This window comes from Paenarthrobacter sp. R1 (assembly GCF_030264015.1).
In the GTDB taxonomy this organism is placed as follows: domain Bacteria; phylum Actinomycetota; class Actinomycetes; order Actinomycetales; family Micrococcaceae; genus Arthrobacter; species Arthrobacter ureafaciens.
The window spans coordinates 1,784,954-1,801,733 of record NZ_CP127115.1 but is presented as its reverse complement, the minus strand read 5'-3'; the positions used below and the strand labels follow the sequence as shown (position 1 = coordinate 1,801,733).

17 protein-coding genes are annotated in these 16,780 nt (G+C 63.4%); 5 read left to right on the top strand and 12 right to left on the bottom strand.

The window, feature by feature from the left end:
• The first annotated feature begins 26 nt into the window (after positions 1-26).
• Positions 27-998, top strand: coding sequence for a hypothetical protein (locus QN084_RS08730; protein WP_021473938.1), 972 nt, complete (start codon positions 27-29; stop codon positions 996-998).
• Positions 999-1,053: 55 nt separating this feature from the next.
• On the opposite strand, the gene QN084_RS08725 is transcribed toward QN084_RS08730, so the two are convergent.
• Positions 1,054-1,698 (bottom strand): LysE family translocator, encoded by a 645-nt coding sequence (locus QN084_RS08725; protein WP_021473939.1) that lies wholly within the window; start codon positions 1,696-1,698, stop codon positions 1,054-1,056.
• 102 nt (positions 1,699-1,800) lie between these two features.
• On the opposite strand from QN084_RS08725, the gene QN084_RS08720 reads away from it, so the two are divergent.
• Entirely contained in the window at positions 1,801-2,256 is a 456-nt protein-coding gene (locus tag QN084_RS08720) for an Lrp/AsnC family transcriptional regulator (RefSeq protein WP_062098353.1), read from the top strand.
• Positions 2,257-2,274: 18 nt separating this feature from the next.
• On the opposite strand, the gene QN084_RS08715 is transcribed toward QN084_RS08720, so the two are convergent.
• Positions 2,275-2,733 carry an Lrp/AsnC family transcriptional regulator gene (locus QN084_RS08715; protein ID WP_031217015.1) on the bottom strand — a complete coding sequence of 153 codons (459 nt, stop codon included), beginning with the start codon at positions 2,731-2,733 and terminating at the stop codon, positions 2,275-2,277.
• Positions 2,734-3,110: 377 nt separating this feature from the next.
• Here QN084_RS08715 and gluQRS point away from each other — a divergent pair, with 377 nt between their 5' ends.
• The 3 genes from gluQRS to QN084_RS08700 are packed head-to-tail and all read left to right on the top strand — an operon-like array spanning position 3,111 to position 6,007.
• The gene (gene gluQRS, locus QN084_RS08710) at positions 3,111-4,013 is read left to right on the top strand and encodes a tRNA glutamyl-Q(34) synthetase GluQRS (protein WP_069696254.1); all 903 of its coding nucleotides are present in this window, start codon (positions 3,111-3,113) and stop codon (positions 4,011-4,013) included.
• Between the two features lie 9 nt (positions 4,014-4,022).
• Entirely contained in the window at positions 4,023-5,177 is a 1,155-nt protein-coding gene (locus tag QN084_RS08705) for a serine hydrolase domain-containing protein (protein WP_069696255.1), read from the top strand.
• A 41-nt stretch (positions 5,178-5,218) separates the two neighbouring features.
• Positions 5,219-6,007, top strand: a complete 789-nt coding sequence (locus QN084_RS08700) for an SDR family NAD(P)-dependent oxidoreductase (RefSeq protein WP_069696256.1) — start codon at positions 5,219-5,221, stop codon at positions 6,005-6,007.
• A 125-nt stretch (positions 6,008-6,132) separates the two neighbouring features.
• Here QN084_RS08700 and QN084_RS08695 read toward each other — a convergent pair whose 3' ends face one another.
• From QN084_RS08695 to QN084_RS08650, 10 genes are all read right to left on the bottom strand, one after another.
• A complete protein-coding gene (locus QN084_RS08695) occupies positions 6,133-7,452 on the bottom strand; it encodes an ATP-binding protein (protein WP_069696257.1) in 1,320 nt (439 codons plus the stop codon).
• A 121-nt stretch (positions 7,453-7,573) separates the two neighbouring features.
• A complete protein-coding gene (locus QN084_RS08690; RefSeq protein ID WP_069696262.1) occupies positions 7,574-8,494 on the bottom strand; it encodes a fumarylacetoacetate hydrolase family protein in 921 nt (306 codons plus the stop codon).
• 103 nt (positions 8,495-8,597) lie between these two features.
• A complete protein-coding gene (locus QN084_RS08685; RefSeq protein WP_021473948.1) occupies positions 8,598-9,269 on the bottom strand; it encodes a FadR/GntR family transcriptional regulator in 672 nt (223 codons plus the stop codon).
• Positions 9,270-9,446: 177 nt separating this feature from the next.
• Positions 9,447-10,955 (bottom strand): amino acid permease, encoded by a 1,509-nt coding sequence (locus QN084_RS08680; protein WP_021473949.1) that lies wholly within the window; start codon positions 10,953-10,955, stop codon positions 9,447-9,449.
• Between the two features lie 126 nt (positions 10,956-11,081).
• Positions 11,082-12,497: an aspartate ammonia-lyase gene (gene aspA, locus QN084_RS08675; RefSeq protein WP_021473950.1), complete on the bottom strand. Its 1,416-nt coding sequence runs from the start codon at positions 12,495-12,497 to the stop codon at positions 11,082-11,084.
• Between the two features lie 9 nt (positions 12,498-12,506).
• Entirely contained in the window at positions 12,507-13,499 is a 993-nt protein-coding gene (locus QN084_RS08670; RefSeq protein ID WP_069696348.1) for an asparaginase, read from the bottom strand.
• Complete coding sequence (locus QN084_RS08665) at positions 13,496-14,224, bottom strand: FadR/GntR family transcriptional regulator (RefSeq protein ID WP_031217021.1); 729 nt, start codon at positions 14,222-14,224, stop codon at positions 13,496-13,498. The genes QN084_RS08670 and QN084_RS08665 overlap by 4 nt, the downstream gene beginning before the upstream one ends.
• A gap of 78 nt (positions 14,225-14,302) precedes the next feature.
• Positions 14,303-15,193: a GIY-YIG nuclease family protein gene (locus QN084_RS08660; RefSeq protein ID WP_225739991.1), complete on the bottom strand. Its 891-nt coding sequence runs from the start codon at positions 15,191-15,193 to the stop codon at positions 14,303-14,305.
• 78 nt (positions 15,194-15,271) lie between these two features.
• A complete protein-coding gene (locus QN084_RS08655; RefSeq protein WP_069696862.1) occupies positions 15,272-16,567 on the bottom strand; it encodes a type II toxin-antitoxin system HipA family toxin in 1,296 nt (431 codons plus the stop codon).
• Positions 16,561-16,776, bottom strand: a complete 216-nt coding sequence (locus QN084_RS08650) for a helix-turn-helix domain-containing protein (RefSeq protein ID WP_225740095.1) — start codon at positions 16,774-16,776, stop codon at positions 16,561-16,563. Before QN084_RS08650 ends, QN084_RS08655 begins: the two co-directional genes overlap by 7 nt.
• Positions 16,777-16,780: the final 4 nt, after the last annotated feature.

Below are 16,780 nucleotides of genomic sequence, written 5' to 3'. Positions count from 1 at the left end.
AGTTCAGCGCCGGTTAGCATTGGTTAATGACTCAAGGCCCCAACGGAGGATTTGTTTCGATTTTCCACGACACCCGTGACGTCACTCCATTCCGTGAGGGACAGATCCGAACTCCCGTGCGCGGATTGACCGACGGGCTTGGCGGAGCCCTGTCCGGAGTGTTGATCGGCCGGAACGCAGCCAGGCTCTCGGTGAGCGGCGATGCGCCGCGGTTGAAGTTCCTGGCATCCAGGCAGTCGCGGCTGATGCACGACGCGGTTTTCGGCTCATCCGACCCGGACCGCCTGCTCTCCCTTGCCCGTGAGTTCCCGGGGTGGGCGGGTCTTTGCTATGTCATGTCCGGCTTGCTGGTTTACAAGCACGGTGGATACCTGCGGGCGTCGGAACTGCTGCAACGGGGCCTGGCAACAAGGATCGACGACGACGCCAGCCAGTTCTCTGCCCAGTACCTGGGGCGAGTGGTCGCCCGGGTTGAGGTTGCCGAACGCGTTGAAGTCCCGGTTTTGTTCAGCGAGGAGTCAGTGTTCCTTGCCCTGTCACATTGCCTGCGGGAGATGGGAATGATGGAGGCGGCGCTCGAAGCCGTGGTGAGCCTGCCGCCGTCGTTGCCTTCTGCGCTGGCCCGCTGCACGGCGGCTTTTGCGCTGGGACGCTACCGCGACGTGGTGATCTGGACCAACGGCTTGCTGAATACTGATGACCTGTCTGCCGCGCTGTTGCTGATCCGCGCCCGGGCGCAGCGAGCCCGCGGAGACTTCGATTCCGCCCAAAACGCCCTCAAGGAGGTTCTGCGCCGCAAGAAGACCAGCTTGGCCCTCCGTAATGATGCCCTCACGGACAGGGCCCTGCTTGCGCTGGACCAAGGACGTTTCACGTTGACTCCGCGGTCCCGGCGGCCTGCGCCGCCGGCTGAGTTGGAGTCTTTGGAAGTCATCCGCAAAGACGCTGAGATGCGCCGGCTGTGGGAGAACGACTTCAGGCAGCTGGGCGGCGAATAAACACGGCGTCATTGGGTATGAGCGCTTGGACGAAGTGCTCGCAGCCTGAAAGCGGCTAGATGTGCGTGGCCACCAGCGGAATGATCTGTTCCGCCAACAGCACCACGCCCAACCCCACCATGATGATGCCGCTGGTGAGGGTCACAACCCGCGCAGCGCCGGGCCTCGAGGCAAGCAGTTTCCGTGAGGTCAGCGCCACGCCCGTGTAGACCAGCCCTGCCATCACCACGAACGTCATCCCCAGCAAGCCGGACTGCACGGGCACGGGAAGCGACGCGTCGGGACTGACGAACTGCGGAACCAGCGCAACGAAGAACAGCAGGCCCTTCGGGTTGATGCCGCTGGTTCCTACGCCCTGCAGGAAAGTGCGGAGCTGGTTTCCGGAATGTACGACGCCGGCATCCGCACTAAAGCTCGCACCTCGCCACGAGCGGATGGTTGAGGCGCCAAGCCACAGCAGGTAGGCGGCGCCGGCAACAGTGAGCCAACTCAGGAGGCCCGGAACGCCTGCCAAAAGTGCCGCCAGGCCAGCCGCCATGAGCAATGTGTGAATGACGTAGCCCCCGCAGAGCCCCGCTACGGCAGGGACGAAGCTGCGCTGCCGGAGGCCTGCCGAAATGGAATAGGCCCAATCCACGCCGGGGGTGCAAGCCAGGCTGACAGACACCAGCAGGAAGGCGAAGAACAGCTGCGGATTCAAGGTTCTCTCCAGGGTTTGTTGGTAGGAAAACTCTAGGGAAAATCGCTTGAGAAGTGCTCGCCAATTTCGCCCGGATCGCTGCCCTTCGGGTAAGATTTTTGCGTGATTGACGGAATCGACAGAAGTATTTTGCGGCACCTCAAAGAAGACGGAAGGATTACTGCCACCGCGCTGGCCTCCAAGGTCGGCCTGACTGTCGCTCCGTGCCACCGGAGGCTCCGCGACTTGGAGCAGTCCGGCGTGATCCGCGGTTACCGCGCAGACATCGACCCCGCCGCCGTCGGGCTTGGTTTTGAAGCGATTGTCTTCGTGACCCTCCGCCAGGCGGACAGGGCAACCATGGCGGCTTTCGAGGCCCGGGTGGCTGCCAGCCCCAACATTGTCGAAGCGCAACGACTGTTCGGTTCGCCCGATTACCTGCTGAAAGTCATTGCCGCGGACCTGCCCGCGTATCAGCGCTTCTACGACGACGAGTTGGCCGCACTTCCGGCGGTGGAGCGTTTGAACTCGACGTTGGTTATGAAGAACCTCAAAACAAACACGGGACCACCGGTCTGAGTCGGTCCTGGAGCGGGGCTATTCCTGGAGCAGGCCGGTGGTGCGGTAAGGGATCACTTCGCGGAGGAACATGCTGGTGGATGTCCTGACGATCCCGGGGCAGAGCCGGATCTCCTCGGAAACCCGGTAGAGATCGTCCGGGCTTTTCGCCACCACCCTGATGATGAGGTCGGTATCGCCGGCTGGAGCATGGCATTCCAGGACTTCCGGGATCTTCCGCAGGGCGGCGATGGCCTCGTTGAGGTGGCTTTGGTCCAGTTCGGCGCTGACTGCAGCGGCGACGCCCCTGCCGAGGGCGGAAGGAAGCACGCGGCTGCTGTTGGCGCGCAAGGCCCCGGCCGCCGTCATGCGTTCCAAACGGGTTTGAACCGTGCCCCGGGCAAGGTTCAGCTTCTGCGCCAGCACCATGATGGGCATGCGGGGATCATCGTCCAAGGCGGCGATGATCCGGCGGTCGGTGGCGTCGAGTTCCTGCAAAGTGACTACTCCCTGTCGGTTCTTCACGGTGATACTGGTCAGATCGACTAATCATCCTAGACTCTGTTGCACCAACTGTATGCTTCCTGCTGAAATTGTGACAACGAAGCGGAACGAGGCCATCGCCGGATCCCGCAGGCACCAGGCAGCCCGGTACACCACCCGGAATCCTGCAAAAGCATCCCGCAAGGAAGCAGCCGCTGATTGACTCTTGTTCACGCATTGTCATTCCGCACAACATGCCCGCATGGGCACCACAGTAAGAGCCCCTGAGCCACCGAATCGTTGCGGTAGCTGAGGGGCTCTTGTGTTGTCCGTGGCGCGCCTTGGCGGTGGTGGAGCCATCCTGGCCGAACCACGCCGCATAGGCTTGGACCATGACTTCCGCAGGACGCTTTGCCCCCAGCCCTTCCGGGGAACTCCACGTGGGCAACCTGCGGACCGCTATCCTCGCCTGGCTCTTCGCCAAGGGCAGCGGCCGGGACTTCCTGCTGCGCGTTGAGGACCTGGACAGGGCGCGCTCAGGCGCCGAGGCCGTGCAACTCCGCGACCTGGCGGCCGTGGGCGTGCGGTGGGACGCCGCCGTCGTGCGCCAAACCGACCGCGTGACGCTCTATGCGGACGCGATTGCGCAGTTGACGGCCCAAGACCGCACGTATGAGTGCTTCTGCACGCGGCGCGAAATCCAGGAAGCACCGTCGGCGCCGCACTCCCCGCAGGGCGCCTACCCGGGAACGTGCCGGCGGTTGTCGCACGCCGAACGGGAGATCCGGCGGGCCACCCGTCCCGCCGCCATCCGGCTCATGGCAGACGTCACCGAGTGGGCTGTGGAGGACCAGTTGCACGGCCAGTACCGGGGAGTCGTGGACGACTTTGTGTTGCGCCGCAACGACGGCGTCACGGCCTACAACCTCGCCGTGGTGGTGGACGATGCAGCCCAGGGCATCGACCAGGTGGTGCGCGGCGACGACCTCCTCCCTTCAACGCCCCGGCAGGCTTATTTGGCTACCCTCCTGGGCCTCCCGGTCCCCGAATACGCGCATGTTCCGTTGGTTGTTAATCACGACGGCGCCAGGCTGGCAAAGCGCGACGGTGCCGTCACGCTGGGGGACCTCGCCGCCGTCGGGGTTTCTGCCGATGCCGTGCGGGACCTTCTGCTGGGGTCGCTCGGATTGCCCGCGGGATCCTTGGAATCCGCCCTGCCTTTCTTTGAGCCGGCGAAGCTCCCGCGGGACCCGTGGGTGTGGAAAAACCCCGTGCCGGAGATGCCCGCCCGTTAGGCTGGCAGGATGCATTCACAGGTGATCGCCCCCGGATTCGAATACGTCGCAGAGCTCTTTGGCAGCTTCCTGGAACAGGATCCGGAGTACTCCGCGCAGGTCGCCGCCTACCATCGCGGCGTCAAGGTCCTTGACCTCAGCGGGGGACCGCACATCCGGGCCGATTCCGTGACCGGCGTCTTCTCCTGTTCCAAAGGCATGGGTGGCTTGGTGATGGCCCTGCTCGTCCAGGACGGTTTGCTGGACCTCGACGCTGAAGTGGTGAAGTACTGGCCGGAGTTCGGCGTCGAAGGCAAGGAAAGCGTCACGGTGGCGCAGCTGCTTTCGCACCAGGCCGGGCTTTTAGGCGTGGAGGGCGGGCTGACCATGGAAGAGGTCAACGACTCCGGGCTGGCCGCGGCAAAACTCGCCAAGCTGCCTCCCTTGTGGAAGCCGGGTGCGGCGTTCGGCTATCACGCCCTGACAATCGGGGTCTTCATGGAGGAACTCTGCCGCAGGATCACCGGTTCCACCCTGCAGGCCATCTTCGAGGAGCGGATCAGGTCGGTTGCAGACGCGCACTTCTACCTGGGCCTGCCCGCCGAAGAGGAAGGCCGGTTCGCGCCCTTCCGTTGGGTCGCCGACCCCTCAATGCCGTGGGTTGACCCGGCAAGCCACTTCGGGCTGACCGTCAACGCGACTGCCGGGGACCTCCTGGACCTGCCCAACATCCGGGAAGTCCGCGCGGCAGGACTGAGCTCCGCAGCAGGGGTTGCCAGCGCGGACGGAATGGCACGGATCTATGCGCTTGCGCTGACGGGCCTGTCTGGTTCCGCTGAGCCGGCTTCGGGCGGCGCTGATTCTACAGCCAGTGCTTCGGCCGTCCCGCCCCTGCTCACCGAGGAGACCATCCGGGCGGTGTCCGCCGAGCGGGTCTTCGGAATCGACCGGGTGTTTGGAGAGACAGGATGCTTTGGCACTGTATTCATGAAGTCACACAACCGGATGCCTTTCGGCAGCCACCGTGCCTTCGGCCATGACGGTGCCAGTGCCTCCCTCGGATACGCAGATCCCGTGTACGAACTCGGCTTTGGCTACGTGCCCCAGCAGGCTGAACCAGGAGGTGTGGGCTGCCGGAACTTCCTGCTCAGCTCGGCGGTGCGCCAGGCGATCGCGGCGCTGTAGTCCTACCCCGTCAAGCCCGGCCCATACAAAGGATGAACACCATGACCATGACCTACAAGGGCACCACGGCCCTGATTACCGGTGCAAGCTCGGGGCTCGGTGCCGAATTCGCAACCCGCTTTGCGGCCCGAGGGGCCAACCTGATCCTCGTTGCCCGGCGTGCTGATCGATTGGAAGAGCTGGCCAGGGAGCTGCGTGCCGAACACGGGGTCTCCGTCACGGTTCTGGCCATGGACCTGAGCAGGGCAGACGTGGGCCGCGAGCTGGCCGCCGCGCTGTCCACCCGAGGGATCGCGGTTGACACCCTGATCAACAACGCAGGCTTTGGTACCCGGGGGCCGTTCGCCCAGGAGGATCCCGATGTTGTTGCCTCCGAAATCGCTGTAAACATCTCAGCCTTGGTGGACATCACCAGGGCATTTCTTCCTGGCATGCTGTCCTCCGCCAAAGGCGCGCTGGTGAACGTTGCCAGCACTGCGGCCTTCCAACCCGTCCCCGGCATGGCAGTCTATGGCGCCACCAAGGCCTTCGTCCTGAGTTTCACCGAGGCCATTGCCCATGAAACGAAGGGAACCGGACTCCGGGTCCTAAGTCTGTGCCCAGGAGCCACCCTTACCGAGTTTTTTGAGGTCCTGGGCAGCGAGTCGGCAGCAGTCGGAATCATGCAGACGCCTGAACAAGTGGTTGAAACCGCCCTCAAGGCACTGGGTGGGAAGGCCACTCCGGCCAGCGTGGTGTCAGGCCTGACCAACCGCATTGCCGCGGGGCTGGCCCAGCGCCTGCCCCGCGCCCTCACCGTGGCCATCGCCGCCCGCGCTGTGCAGGACTAGCCCTCCCGCTGTGCACCGCGGTAGTGCCGGGTTCGTGGGAATGCGTCAGGATCGCCGTTCGTCTACGCACGAAGGGGCAGGCTTCCAGCGAACTGGGCGCAGCGAACTCGGCGAACTGGGCCTGGCTAGACCCGCCCCAGCACATCGATGTCTTCGAGGAACTCCTGGTACACCTGTTCGCTGACGGTGGTCCGGGTGTCGGCGATCGCGTCGAGGTAGTCCTGCGTGACGGGTCCCTTCCGGCCCTGTGAAGCAGTGCTGCCTTTCGAGGGCGAGCCGGCGGCAGCAGCGTCGTCGTACACGGCTTTTTCCAGGGCGCGCTGGGAGGCGCTCCGCGCAGCGAACTCGATGTCCGCGGGTGAGAAGCCCTCGGTTCGCTCAACCAACAGCGGAATATCCACGTTGTCCACCACAGTTGCCGGAATGAAACGCTGCCACATGGCTTCGCGGGCATGGACGTCCGGAAGGCCGATGGGGATGACGTAGTCGAAGCGGCCGTGACGTAGGAAAGCCGTGTCCAGGGCGCGGATGAAGTTGGTGGCGCAGACCAGGAGGCGGCCGGGCTGTTCGCGGAAGGCCGGGATGATCTTCAAGAGCTCGTTGGTGACGCCCTGCAACGGCGACGGCGGATCGCCGGCACGCTGGGAGGCGATTTCCTCCACTTCGTCGATGAAGACCACAGCGTGTTCCAGCTCTGCGATCTCAAGGAAGGTTTCCCGCAGCGCACCCGCCAGGCCCTTGGGGTCGGAGGCGAGCCGGGAAGGGAAGACCTCTACGAACGGCCACTCCAGCCGTGAGGCGATGGCCTTCGCAAATGTGGTCTTGCCGGTGCCGGGAGGGCCGAACAACACCACGGCGCGTGGGGGTACTACTCCGTATTCATCGGCGAGGTCGGCTTCGGCCAGCGGAAGGACGAGGCGGCGTTCCAGCAGTTCCTTCTCGCGCTTCATGCCCGCCACGTTTTCCCACAGATCCCGGGCCAGGATCCGGCCTCCGAGCAGGCTGAGCGGCTCCAATTCCTGCCGCTGGACGGGGATGGTCCGCTCGAAGTAGCGCAGGTTCTTCTTCACCACGAAGCCGCGGCCAAGGAACGCCTCCACCCGGGTTTCGGTTTCGGGCATGAGTGCCGAGAGCTTGTTCAGGCCGTGCGGTGCCATGCGGTTCTCGACGGCGGACAGCAACGAGGTGCCGATCCCGCGGCCGCGGAACTCCGGCAGGGTGGCGAGGAAGACGATCCAGCCTTGATCATGCGCGGCGCGTCCGACGGCGGCTCCCACCACTTCGTCGCCCTGCACGGCAACAACCGCGTGGTCCTTCTCGCAGGAGGCCAGTACTTCGGAGAGTGCGTATACCGGCTCGACGCCGTTGGCCTTCAGCGATTCCCACAAATGCAGGATGCCGTCCAGGTCCGAGGAGTGAAAGTCCCTGATGCGCCAATTCGTCATGCCTGCTCCTGAGTCCGCAAAGTGGGGTCGCCGTTGATTCCTTGGAGTCGAGCATAGGCGAACCCGGCAGGCGGGACGTTGCGCGGCGGTTGCGTTACGTACCCGCCGTTGGGGTCAAGAGCTAGGCGTTCGCGAGCGATGCACCTGCCCGTTTGCCCGCACCTGCCCGCTTGCCCGTGCCCGCACGGTAGTACTCCTGGCGCTGGACGCCCAGGCCGTCGATCTCAAGCTCGATCACGTCGCCGGGCTGGATGAAGGGGAACCGGCCGGACAATGCCACGCCCTCAGGGGTTCCCGTGATGATCACGTCGCCGGCCTCCAGCACCATGTACTGGCTGAGGTGGTGGACGATCGTGGGGGCATCGAAGACCATGTCCGAGGTGTTGGAGTCCTGCCGGATCTCGCCGTTTACGCGCGTGCGCAACCCAAGGTTGGCGGTATCGACGTCGGACGCGGGTACCAGCCACGGACCCAATGGCGTGGAACCCGGGAGCGTCTTGCCCTTGGTCCACTGCCCGGCGGGGCCGTTCATCTGGAAATCGCGCTCGGAAAGGTCGTTCGCTACGGCGTAGCCGGCAATGTATTCCGCCGCCTCCTCAACAGAGGAGACGTAGGAGGCTTCCTTGCCGATCACGATTGCGAGTTCCACTTCCCAGTCGTACTTTTCCGACGTCGGGGGGATGGGGGCCGCGTCGAAAGGCCCGCTGATGGTGTTGGCCGGCTTGAGGAACGCCACCGGGACCTCGGGCGGCGTGACTCCTGATTCAGCGGCATGGGCCGCGTAGTTCAGTCCGATCGCGATGACGTTGGCCGGCCGGGTAACGGGGGCGCCGATCCGCAGGCCGTCGGCGGAGATCTCCTCGAGTTGGCCGGCGTCCAGGGCTTCGCGCGTGCGGGCGATGCCGTCCGAGGCGAGGAAGCCGCCGTCGAGGTCTTTGGTGAGGGACGTCAGGCTGAAGTACTTTTCCCCCTGTGCGTCCTGGGCAATGACAACAGGTTGTTCGTTTCCGGCCGCTCCCAGCCTGGCGAATTTCAAGGTCATGGCTTCCTCCGTTTTCGGTACTGACATCCGCAACCCAGTGTGCTGTGTCGGCCCGGCAATCCTTAAATGTGACCCGGCCGGGCTCCCGCTACCCGGCCTCCCGCTAAAGGGTCCGCCGGAGCCGCTTCTCCAGATTGCTGATGTGGACCGTGACCAGTGCCTTCACGAGTTCGGCATCGCCCCGCTCCAGGGCGTCGACGATCGTCCTGTGGTCATCCAACGCCCGAGTTACCGCCTTGTCCCTGGTGACGTCCTGCCAGATGCGGGCCCGTATGGTGCTGCTGTAAAGGGCTTCCACGAGGCTGCCGAGGTAGTCGTTTCCGGCTGCTTGCGCGATGACGCCGTGGAACGTCAGGTCATGGGCAACCAATTCCTCCACGGAGCTGTATTCGTCCACTATCTTCAAGCTGTCGCGCAGTCTGGCGATGTCCGGCGCAGTTATTTTTCCTGCGGCCAAATGGGCCGTGGCGGGCTCCAGGATACGTCGGACCTCGAAGAGTTCAAGGACCGAACGATCCTGGTGCAGGTCCACCACGAAGGCGACGGCCTCGTTGAGCAATTTGGCGTCGAGGCTGGTCACATAGGTTCCGTCGCCGCGGCGGACGTCGAGGACGCGGGTGAGTTCCAGTGCTTTGACGGCTTCCCTCAGGGAACTCCGTGAAAGCCCGAGCCGTTCGCTGAGTTCCTTCTCGGGAGGAAGCCGGTCGCCGGCTTTGAGTTCGCCCTGGATCAGCATGTCCTTGATTTTGCCGATCGCCTCATCTGTCACAGCCATGGACCCAATATTAGGTGCCAGTGATCCGACGTCTGCACTCAACTAGGTCGCAATTGTGCGCGTTTTCAGCGGTCAAAACGTGCACTAATGCGACCTACTTGGGGGCGTTAACTCACGACGGCGGCACCCGGCTTCCGCTGTTACGGAACCCGGGTGCCGCCGTCGGGCACTCAGTTGCTAGGCGTCTTTGCCCGGAAACGGCCGGTTGGCGACCACGGGAGCACTGCCGGTGTAGCCGTCACGGGTGGCAGCAATCTCGTGGATCTGCTTGCGGCAGAGGAACCAGCCCCAGACCATGAGGGCGCAGGCGATGGCCGTGACCAGCATGGTGAGCGGCGATTCGATGAACACCATCACCAAGACGCCGGCCAGGAAGAGCAGGGACAGGTAGCCCGTGTAGGGGGCTCCAAACATCCGGAACGATGGACGTTTGAGCCAGCCCTTGTCCGCCCAGCGCTTCAACTGCATCTGGCAAAGGACGATCGTCGCCCAGGTGACAATGATGCCCACGGAAGCCACGTTGAGGACGATCTCGAAGGCCTGGGCCGGGACGAGGTAGTTCAACGGGACGCCGAGCAGGGAGACGCCGGCCGTGATGGCAATGCCGCCGTAGGGAACGCCGGCCTTGTTCATGCGCTGGGCGAACTTCGGAGCCGAACCGTTGACGGACATCGACCGGAGGATACGGCCCGTTGAGTAGAGGCCGGCGTTGAGCGAAGACAAAGCGGCCGTCAGGACCACGAGGTTCATGATGACATCGACGCCCTGGACGCCGATGGATCCGAAGAAGGTCACGAACGGGCTGACGCCCTTTTCGTAGGAGGTGTACGGCAGGAGCAGAGCCAGCAGGATCACGGAGCCGACGTAGAAGACAGCGATGCGGAAGACCACGGAGTTGATGGCCTTGGGCATGATCTTCTCCGGGTTCTCGGTCTCGCCGGCCGCGGTTCCCACCAGTTCAATGGAGGCGTAGGCGAACAGCACACCCTGCATGAGGATGATCATCGGGAGCAGTCCGTTGGGGAAGATGCCGCCGTTGTCGGTGATGAGGCTGAATCCGACTTCCTGGCCTTCCACCGGGGTGCCGAAGATGACGAAGTAGGTGCCCACCAGGAGGAAGGCCACCAGAGCTGCCACCTTGATCAGCGCGAACCAGAACTCCATCTCGCCGAAGACCTTCACGGAAACCAGGTTCAGGCTGAGGACCACAACCAAGGCGATGAGAGCCCAGGCCCACTGCGGGACGGCACCCATCCACGGGACGTATTTGCCGAAGAAGTTCATGTAGAGGGCCGCTGCCGTGATGTCCACAATGGTGGTGGTGGCCCAGTTGATCCAGTAGAACCAGCCGGAGACGAACGCGGCCTTCTCGCCGTAGAATTCGCGGGCGTAGGAGACGAAAGAGCCCGACGACGGGCGGTGCAGTACCAGCTCGCCCAGCGCTCGCAGGATGAGGAAGGCAAAGAAGCCGCATACTGCGTAAGCGATGACCAGAGACGGGCCCGCGGCGTTGAGGCGGCCGCCGGCTCCGAGGAACAGGCCGGTACCGATGGCGCCGCCGATCGCGATCATCTGGATTTGGCGGGGCTTCAGGTCCTTGTGGTAGCCCTTGTCTTCCTTGTGGAGGGCTTGTTCGCTGGCATGCGCTTGGAGCGGGACCGTGTGGTCCGTGATGGGGTTGGTCATGGGAATCCTTACGGGTGTCCTTTAGGTGTACTGCACGTGCCCTGTACGGGGTTTTTGGGCGCGCGCAATTCCTTATGTGGGTGCCTCATCGGGCAGGACGGCTTTGGGGCCGTTGGGCTGGAGGGCCTACTTGCTCAGGTTTGCCAGGCGTTCGGGGCTGAGCAGTTCCTCGAGTTGGGTTGCGGTGAGCAAGCCGTGTTCGAGGACAAGCTCTGCCACGCCTTTGCCCGTGGCCAGGGCTTCCTTGGCGATTGCTGTGGCTGAGGCGTATCCGATGTGCGGGTTCAGTGCCGTGACGAGACCGATCGACTGCTCCACGGTAAGCCGAAGCCGTTCGGTGTTTGCGGTGATGCCCCGGACGCAGCGGGCCGTCAAAGTGCGGCACGCTGCTTCGAGATGGGAAATGCTCTTGTGCAGGCTGTGCACAATGATCGGTTCGAAGGCATTCAGCTGGAGCTGGCCTGCCTCCGCGGCCATGGTGACGGTGACATCGTTGCCGATGACCTCGTATGCGACCTGGCTGACTACTTCCGGGATCACCGGGTTGATCTTGCCGGGCATGATCGAGGAGCCGGACTGGACAGCCGGCAGGTTGATCTCGCCCAATCCCGCACGCGGCCCGGAGGACAGCAGGCGGAGGTCGTTGCAAATCTTGGACAGCTTCACGGCGACGCGCTTGAGCACGCCTGAAAGGTGGACGAACGCGCCTACGTCCTGCGTAGCTTCGATGAGGTCCGCTGCTGTCAAAAGGGGAAGGCCGGTTACTTCGGCGAGGTGCCGGCACGCGGCATCGGCGTATCCTGCAGGGGCGTTCAGTCCCGTGCCGATGGCCGTGGCACCCAGATTGATCTCGTGGATCAGCATGTGGGACTCATCCAGGCGGGCGCGGTCCTCGCCGATCGTCACGGCGTAGCCGCCGAATTCCTGGCCCAGGGTCATGGGAACAGCGTCCTGGAGCTGCGTGCGGCCCATCTTTACGACGGTGCGGAACTCGCGGCCTTTCTCAGCGAAAGCCACTTCAAGTTCTTCCAGTGCTTCCAGGAGTTCCTTGACGGAGAAGATCGTGGCGAGGTTGACCGCCGTCGGGTAGACGTCGTTGGTGGACTGGCTCAGGTTGACGTGGTCGTTGGGGTGGAGCTTGGAGTAATCACCCTTGGGGTGGCCCAGGATTTCCAAGGCGCGGTTGGCGATGACCTCGTTGGCGTTCATGTTGGAGCTGGTCCCGGCTCCGCCTTGGATCACATCCACCATGAACTGTTCGTGGAGCTTGCCGTCCATGATGTCCTGGCATGCCTGGTCGATCGCGTTGGCACGTTCGGTGTCCAGCAGGCCCAGTTCATGGTTGGTCCGTGCAGCGGCCTGCTTGACTGCCGCGAGGCCACGGACCAAGTGCTTGTTGGTGGAAAGCGGCTGACCCGTGATGGGGAAGTTTTCGATGGCGCGCAGGGTATGAACGCCCCAGTAAGCGTCTGCGGGAACATCGCGGTCGCCCAGAAGGTCGTGCTCGGAACGGAGAGGGATCGCCTGATCGACGGTGGTCATAGCTGTCCTTTAGTTTGTGGTGAAAATGTGTCCTGCACGGAGCTCGCCGACCGGAAGGCCGCCACCCAGCACGGGTGGGCTCTGCAGCGTGTCCAAATTGCCGCCGTCGAGCCCCAGACGACGAAGCACCTCAAGGGTGATGGGCATGCGGGCGCGGTCCCCGCCGTCGGAAATCTTCACGGCCACGGCCCGGCCGTCGGCGAGGCCGACCAGCTGCAGGCCCTCAAAACCGTCCTTGGCGAGCAGGCCCGGGACCGCACGCATCAGCGCGGTGACATCGCGACCCTCGCCGGCCACCATATCCGGGTGACGGCGCATCGCGTGGGCGACTTTGCCTTCGTTTGTTTGCTCGTCCGCTGAAGCGAGGCGGCCGTAGGCGCGGGCCATCGCGTGCAGCGAGTGGGCGAACAGGGGAGTGCCGCAGCCATCGGTACTGACCGCGGCTGCGTCCTCGCCGGTGAGTTCAGTGATGGTGTCCCGCACCAGGACCTGCAGCGGGTGTTCGGGATGCAGGTAGCCCTCAACCGGCCAGCCGTTGATGACACAAACCGAGGCCATGGAGGCGTGCTTGCCAGAGCAATTCTGTGCCAGCCGGGTGGGGCCGTTGCCCTCGCGGAGCCATTGGTTGCGTTCGTTGAATCCGTAGGGGAGGTCCGTGCTGTTGGCCAAGGCGGCTTCGGTCAGTCCGTGGATTTTGAGGATTTCCGCTGCGCCGTCACGGTGGTCCTTGCCTCCCGAATGGCTGGCTGCCGTCAAAGCCAGAAGCCGTTCCGGGATGTCCAAGCCGGCCTTGAGGAGCGCCACGGCTTGAAGCGGCTTCAGGCTCGACCGCGGGTACATCGGCGCATCCGGTTCCCCGGCTTCCAGGGCCGTGCTGCCGTCCGCATTCAGTGCCACCAGCGAGCCGTAGTGGATGCTCTCCACCAGTCCGTCGCGGGTCTGCTCAACCAGCGGGACGTGGCGGGTGGCTTGCTTGACCATTTCCATGGTTTCCTTTGTCATTTGCTGAGGATCGTCTCGAGTGCCACGCTGACGGCCTGCAGGTGCTCGGCCATGGCTTTGCTGGCGCCCTGTGAGTCACCTTCCTCTATGGCGTTCAGGATGGCTACGTGTTCTTCATCGGAACGGTGTTGCCGGTCAGCGACGAGGTTCAGGGTCTCGGACTGGTGGGCGAGGGCGTCGCGGATGTCCTGCACGACGCTCGCGAACACACGGTTGCCGCTGGCGCGTGCGACGGCGGAGTGGAAGGTCGCGTCAAGGTTCACCCACGCTTCGGGGTCGTTTTCGTTGAGCATCTCCTGGACGATGTCCTTGAGGTGCTCAAGTTCCTCTTCAGTGCGCCTTTCGGCAGCAAGCCCTGCCGCGGGGATCTCGATGTGGGGACGGGCTTCATTGAGATCGCGTGCGCTGTACTGGCCCAAGGTAAGGTCATTAGCAACCTTGTTTGCCACCACGAACGTGCCCTTGCCGGTCTTGGTGGTGGTGAGGCCCAGCGTGTTGCAGGACCGGAGTGCTTCGCGGATCACGGAGCGGCTGACGCCATACTGTGCTGCCAGCGTTGCTTCGGAGCTGAGCTTGGTGCCGATATCAAACTGTCCGCCCTCGATTGCCCTCCTGAGTGCGGCGAACACCGCTTCTGCCGCTGAAATACGGGAGATAGGAGTGGGCGTCGAGCGGCTTGTGCTCGCACCATGCTGTCCGGCTGTCCGGCTGTCTGACAGGTTCACGATATTGAATATGGCACGGGTCACAAGGGGCTGTCAACGCTGAAAGGATTGCTTCACGCCTTGGTGGTTGGGGTGGTGTCAGTTCCGGTTGAGGCCGTGTATCCGAGTCATCAAGGCGGCCTTGTAGTGCGATTCCGCCGCGTTGACCTCGGTGGAAGGCGTGCTCGGCCCGAAAACACGGAGAAGGCTGAAGAGAAAGTGGCGGGCATGGTCTGTCTTGGCACCCGTGGTACTGCCGACGCTCTCTACGGCTAGCTCCCTGAGGGCCACGTTGCCGCCGTGACCATCCCGGGCATAGGCCGTCCATCGCCCGAGGATTCGCTCAGAACCGTCTGCCTTGCCGACGTATTGTTTGCCATTGCTGGAGTCGGTGATGAGGTAGATGCCCTGAACTTCAGCCAGTGCTGCGCGCCAATCCGAGTAGCGGGAATCATCCACCAGCTCCCGCAGCTGGTGAAAGGTGAGCAGGACCCCGTCGAAGCCCGGAAACGGGACCTTATCGCGGTCGGCAATCTCGATCACCTGCATACGCCGGGCGCTTGCTGACTGCGCACTGCGGTGCCAACTCCGCGGGTTATCCCAATCGACGACCAGTCGGTCCTTGAGCGTAGCCAGGAAGTTGCTCGGCCGGAGGTCGAAGTATCGGCAATCTTGGGTACGCTCCTCTTCCAACTCGCCGTGATTTTCGAATGCGCCCCACAGCCGCGAGCGATTCTTGCCATCGGCGATGAAAATGACCCACACTTGGCCGGGCTGAGCGGGGAAGCGGCGCGGGGAGACGTCCTGCTCACGCGTGTAGGCATGAACCTTCTGCACGGTCAGATCCTCGAAGCCGCGAAGGGCAGATTCGTCATTGGCCCTGAAAGAGTGGCGGATGACGTGGATTTGCTCCAGTTGAATCGGCGGATCATGCTCCGCGCCAACGCCGGCCAAAACGTGGGCGAGAGTTAGGGACTGCTGCTGGTCCACTGCCCCCAATGCAGTTCTCTCCAATCAGTCGCCTCGCTGTACTGGATTAGTCAATCATGAGGGAGTGAATGCTCAGTTCTATTTCCGCGCGGCCGTCACAACCAGAGGCAGCAAACGTACCCTGGCAGTTACCTCTTCAGCGATGTCCGGCAAGGATCCCAGCTCCCGCAGCAATTCTTCCTTGGCGGCGTCAAATGCATCGATCATTTGCTCGCAGTAGTGCACAACAACGCTTTCTGCGGCATCGCTGGGGACGCCAAATTGCGCGCCTGTGGCGACCAGCATTTGTTTGCTGATTCTTTGCAAGCGGTACTCGCCCTTCACGCTCATCGCTAAATTGATGCTGGATTCGCCGTCCCAATAGGGGGCGTACGTAGCGAGGTCGTAGAGCGGCGCAAACCGGACTTCCTCGCCGTGGAGTAGCAGCGAATAGTTCTTCGCATGGGCGTCTGTACAGCCGGCCACCGTATTGAAGACGAAAGCCCGATATAACGACTCGCCTGCCGCTCTGCGGTCTGCTTCGAGCGGGAACGACCTGACGAGGGAGGCCATGTCGCCGGCGCCCGGACCGCCGTCGCGATGCTGGTATTTCTTGGCGGGCGAGACGCTGAGGGCCTGGCAGAAGTCTTCTTGATGCAGGCGGCGCCAGGTTCCGTCTAGGACGTGGCGGTCATAGCGACGCGTGACGAAAACGTCCCATCCACCGATCCGTTTGAGCTCGGAGTCCGCTACCTCGAGCCCTAGGAAAGCAGCGGCGCGCATCGTCAATTGTTCGACGACATCCAAACGGCTGAAGCTGCCCGCCGCGGGTTTGAGGATGTGCGTCGTAGGGGTGGCATCCGCGGGAACCGCCCACGTGCCATCCGGGAGTTGGTGGAGAGCGATCTTCGGTTGTGCTCCGGCCAAGCTGAAGCGTCCCGCCGCATCATCGTAGGGAGTGCCGTCTTCGTACTCCGTCACCACGTGGTCCAGCATCGCGGCCACCTCAGAGTCGGAGACCGGTGTTACAGAGGTCCTCTGGAACTTGCCATCGGATGATTCCGCTCCCGGTGGCAGGAATTGCAGCGCGCCCGCGACGTCCGCGCCGATGTGTTCAAGAACTGCAAAAGGGTTCGCTGGTGAGACCCTGAATCGCCTGGCGATTGTCTGCAGGGCGCCCTCGCTGTCCGGAAGCAGGCCTTGAAGGAAGGGCAAAACGGCGCGCTTCTTGTGCGATCTCGCAGCCAGCGGCATGGAAAGGGACAGTGGTGTTGCGTCACGGCGCGCCTGATATTCGGGGAGGTAGTCGAACACCAGGTTCCCTGAGGCGGACTGCTCCACTCGTCCGCAGAGCGTCCCATCCATGAAGACATCGAGTGCGCGGGTACTCACCATCGAACATCGCCCGTCTCGCTGTCCCGGATTGCGAGCTCGAACCCCAGTGCTTGGAATACGTCCATGAACTTGGATGTCTCCACAGTGGCCTTGCCGGATTCGAGGTCGATGAGGAAGGTTCGCGAGACGTTTGCCCGTCGCGCCAACTCGGCTTGCGACCAGCCGCGTTCTTCCCTCAGTTCCCGGACCAATGGTCCGGCTTCCCGCACGGTC

Coding starts and splice junctions, on each gene's coding strand:
- QN084_RS08700 (WP_069696256.1), top strand. CDS start 5,219: ATGACCATGACCTACAAGGGCACCACGGCCCTGATTACCGGTGCAAGC.
- QN084_RS08695 (WP_069696257.1), bottom strand. CDS start 7,452: ATGACGAATTGGCGCATCAGGGACTTTCACTCCTCGGACCTGGACGGC.
- aspA (WP_021473950.1), bottom strand. CDS start 12,497: ATGACCACCGTCGATCAGGCGATCCCTCTCCGTTCCGAGCACGACCTT.
- QN084_RS08685 (WP_021473948.1), bottom strand. CDS start 9,269: ATGGCTGTGACAGATGAGGCGATCGGCAAAATCAAGGACATGCTGATC.
- gluQRS (WP_069696254.1), top strand. CDS start 3,111: ATGACTTCCGCAGGACGCTTTGCCCCCAGCCCTTCCGGGGAACTCCAC.
- QN084_RS08730 (WP_021473938.1), top strand. CDS start 27: ATGACTCAAGGCCCCAACGGAGGATTTGTTTCGATTTTCCACGACACC.
- QN084_RS08680 (WP_021473949.1), bottom strand. CDS start 10,955: ATGACCAACCCCATCACGGACCACACGGTCCCGCTCCAAGCGCATGCC.
- QN084_RS08705 (WP_069696255.1), top strand. CDS start 4,023: ATGCATTCACAGGTGATCGCCCCCGGATTCGAATACGTCGCAGAGCTC.
- QN084_RS08690 (WP_069696262.1), bottom strand. CDS start 8,494: ATGACCTTGAAATTCGCCAGGCTGGGAGCGGCCGGAAACGAACAACCT.
- QN084_RS08655 (WP_069696862.1), bottom strand. CDS start 16,567: ATGGTGAGTACCCGCGCACTCGATGTCTTCATGGATGGGACGCTCTGC.
- QN084_RS08670 (WP_069696348.1), bottom strand. CDS start 13,499: ATGACAAAGGAAACCATGGAAATGGTCAAGCAAGCCACCCGCCACGTC.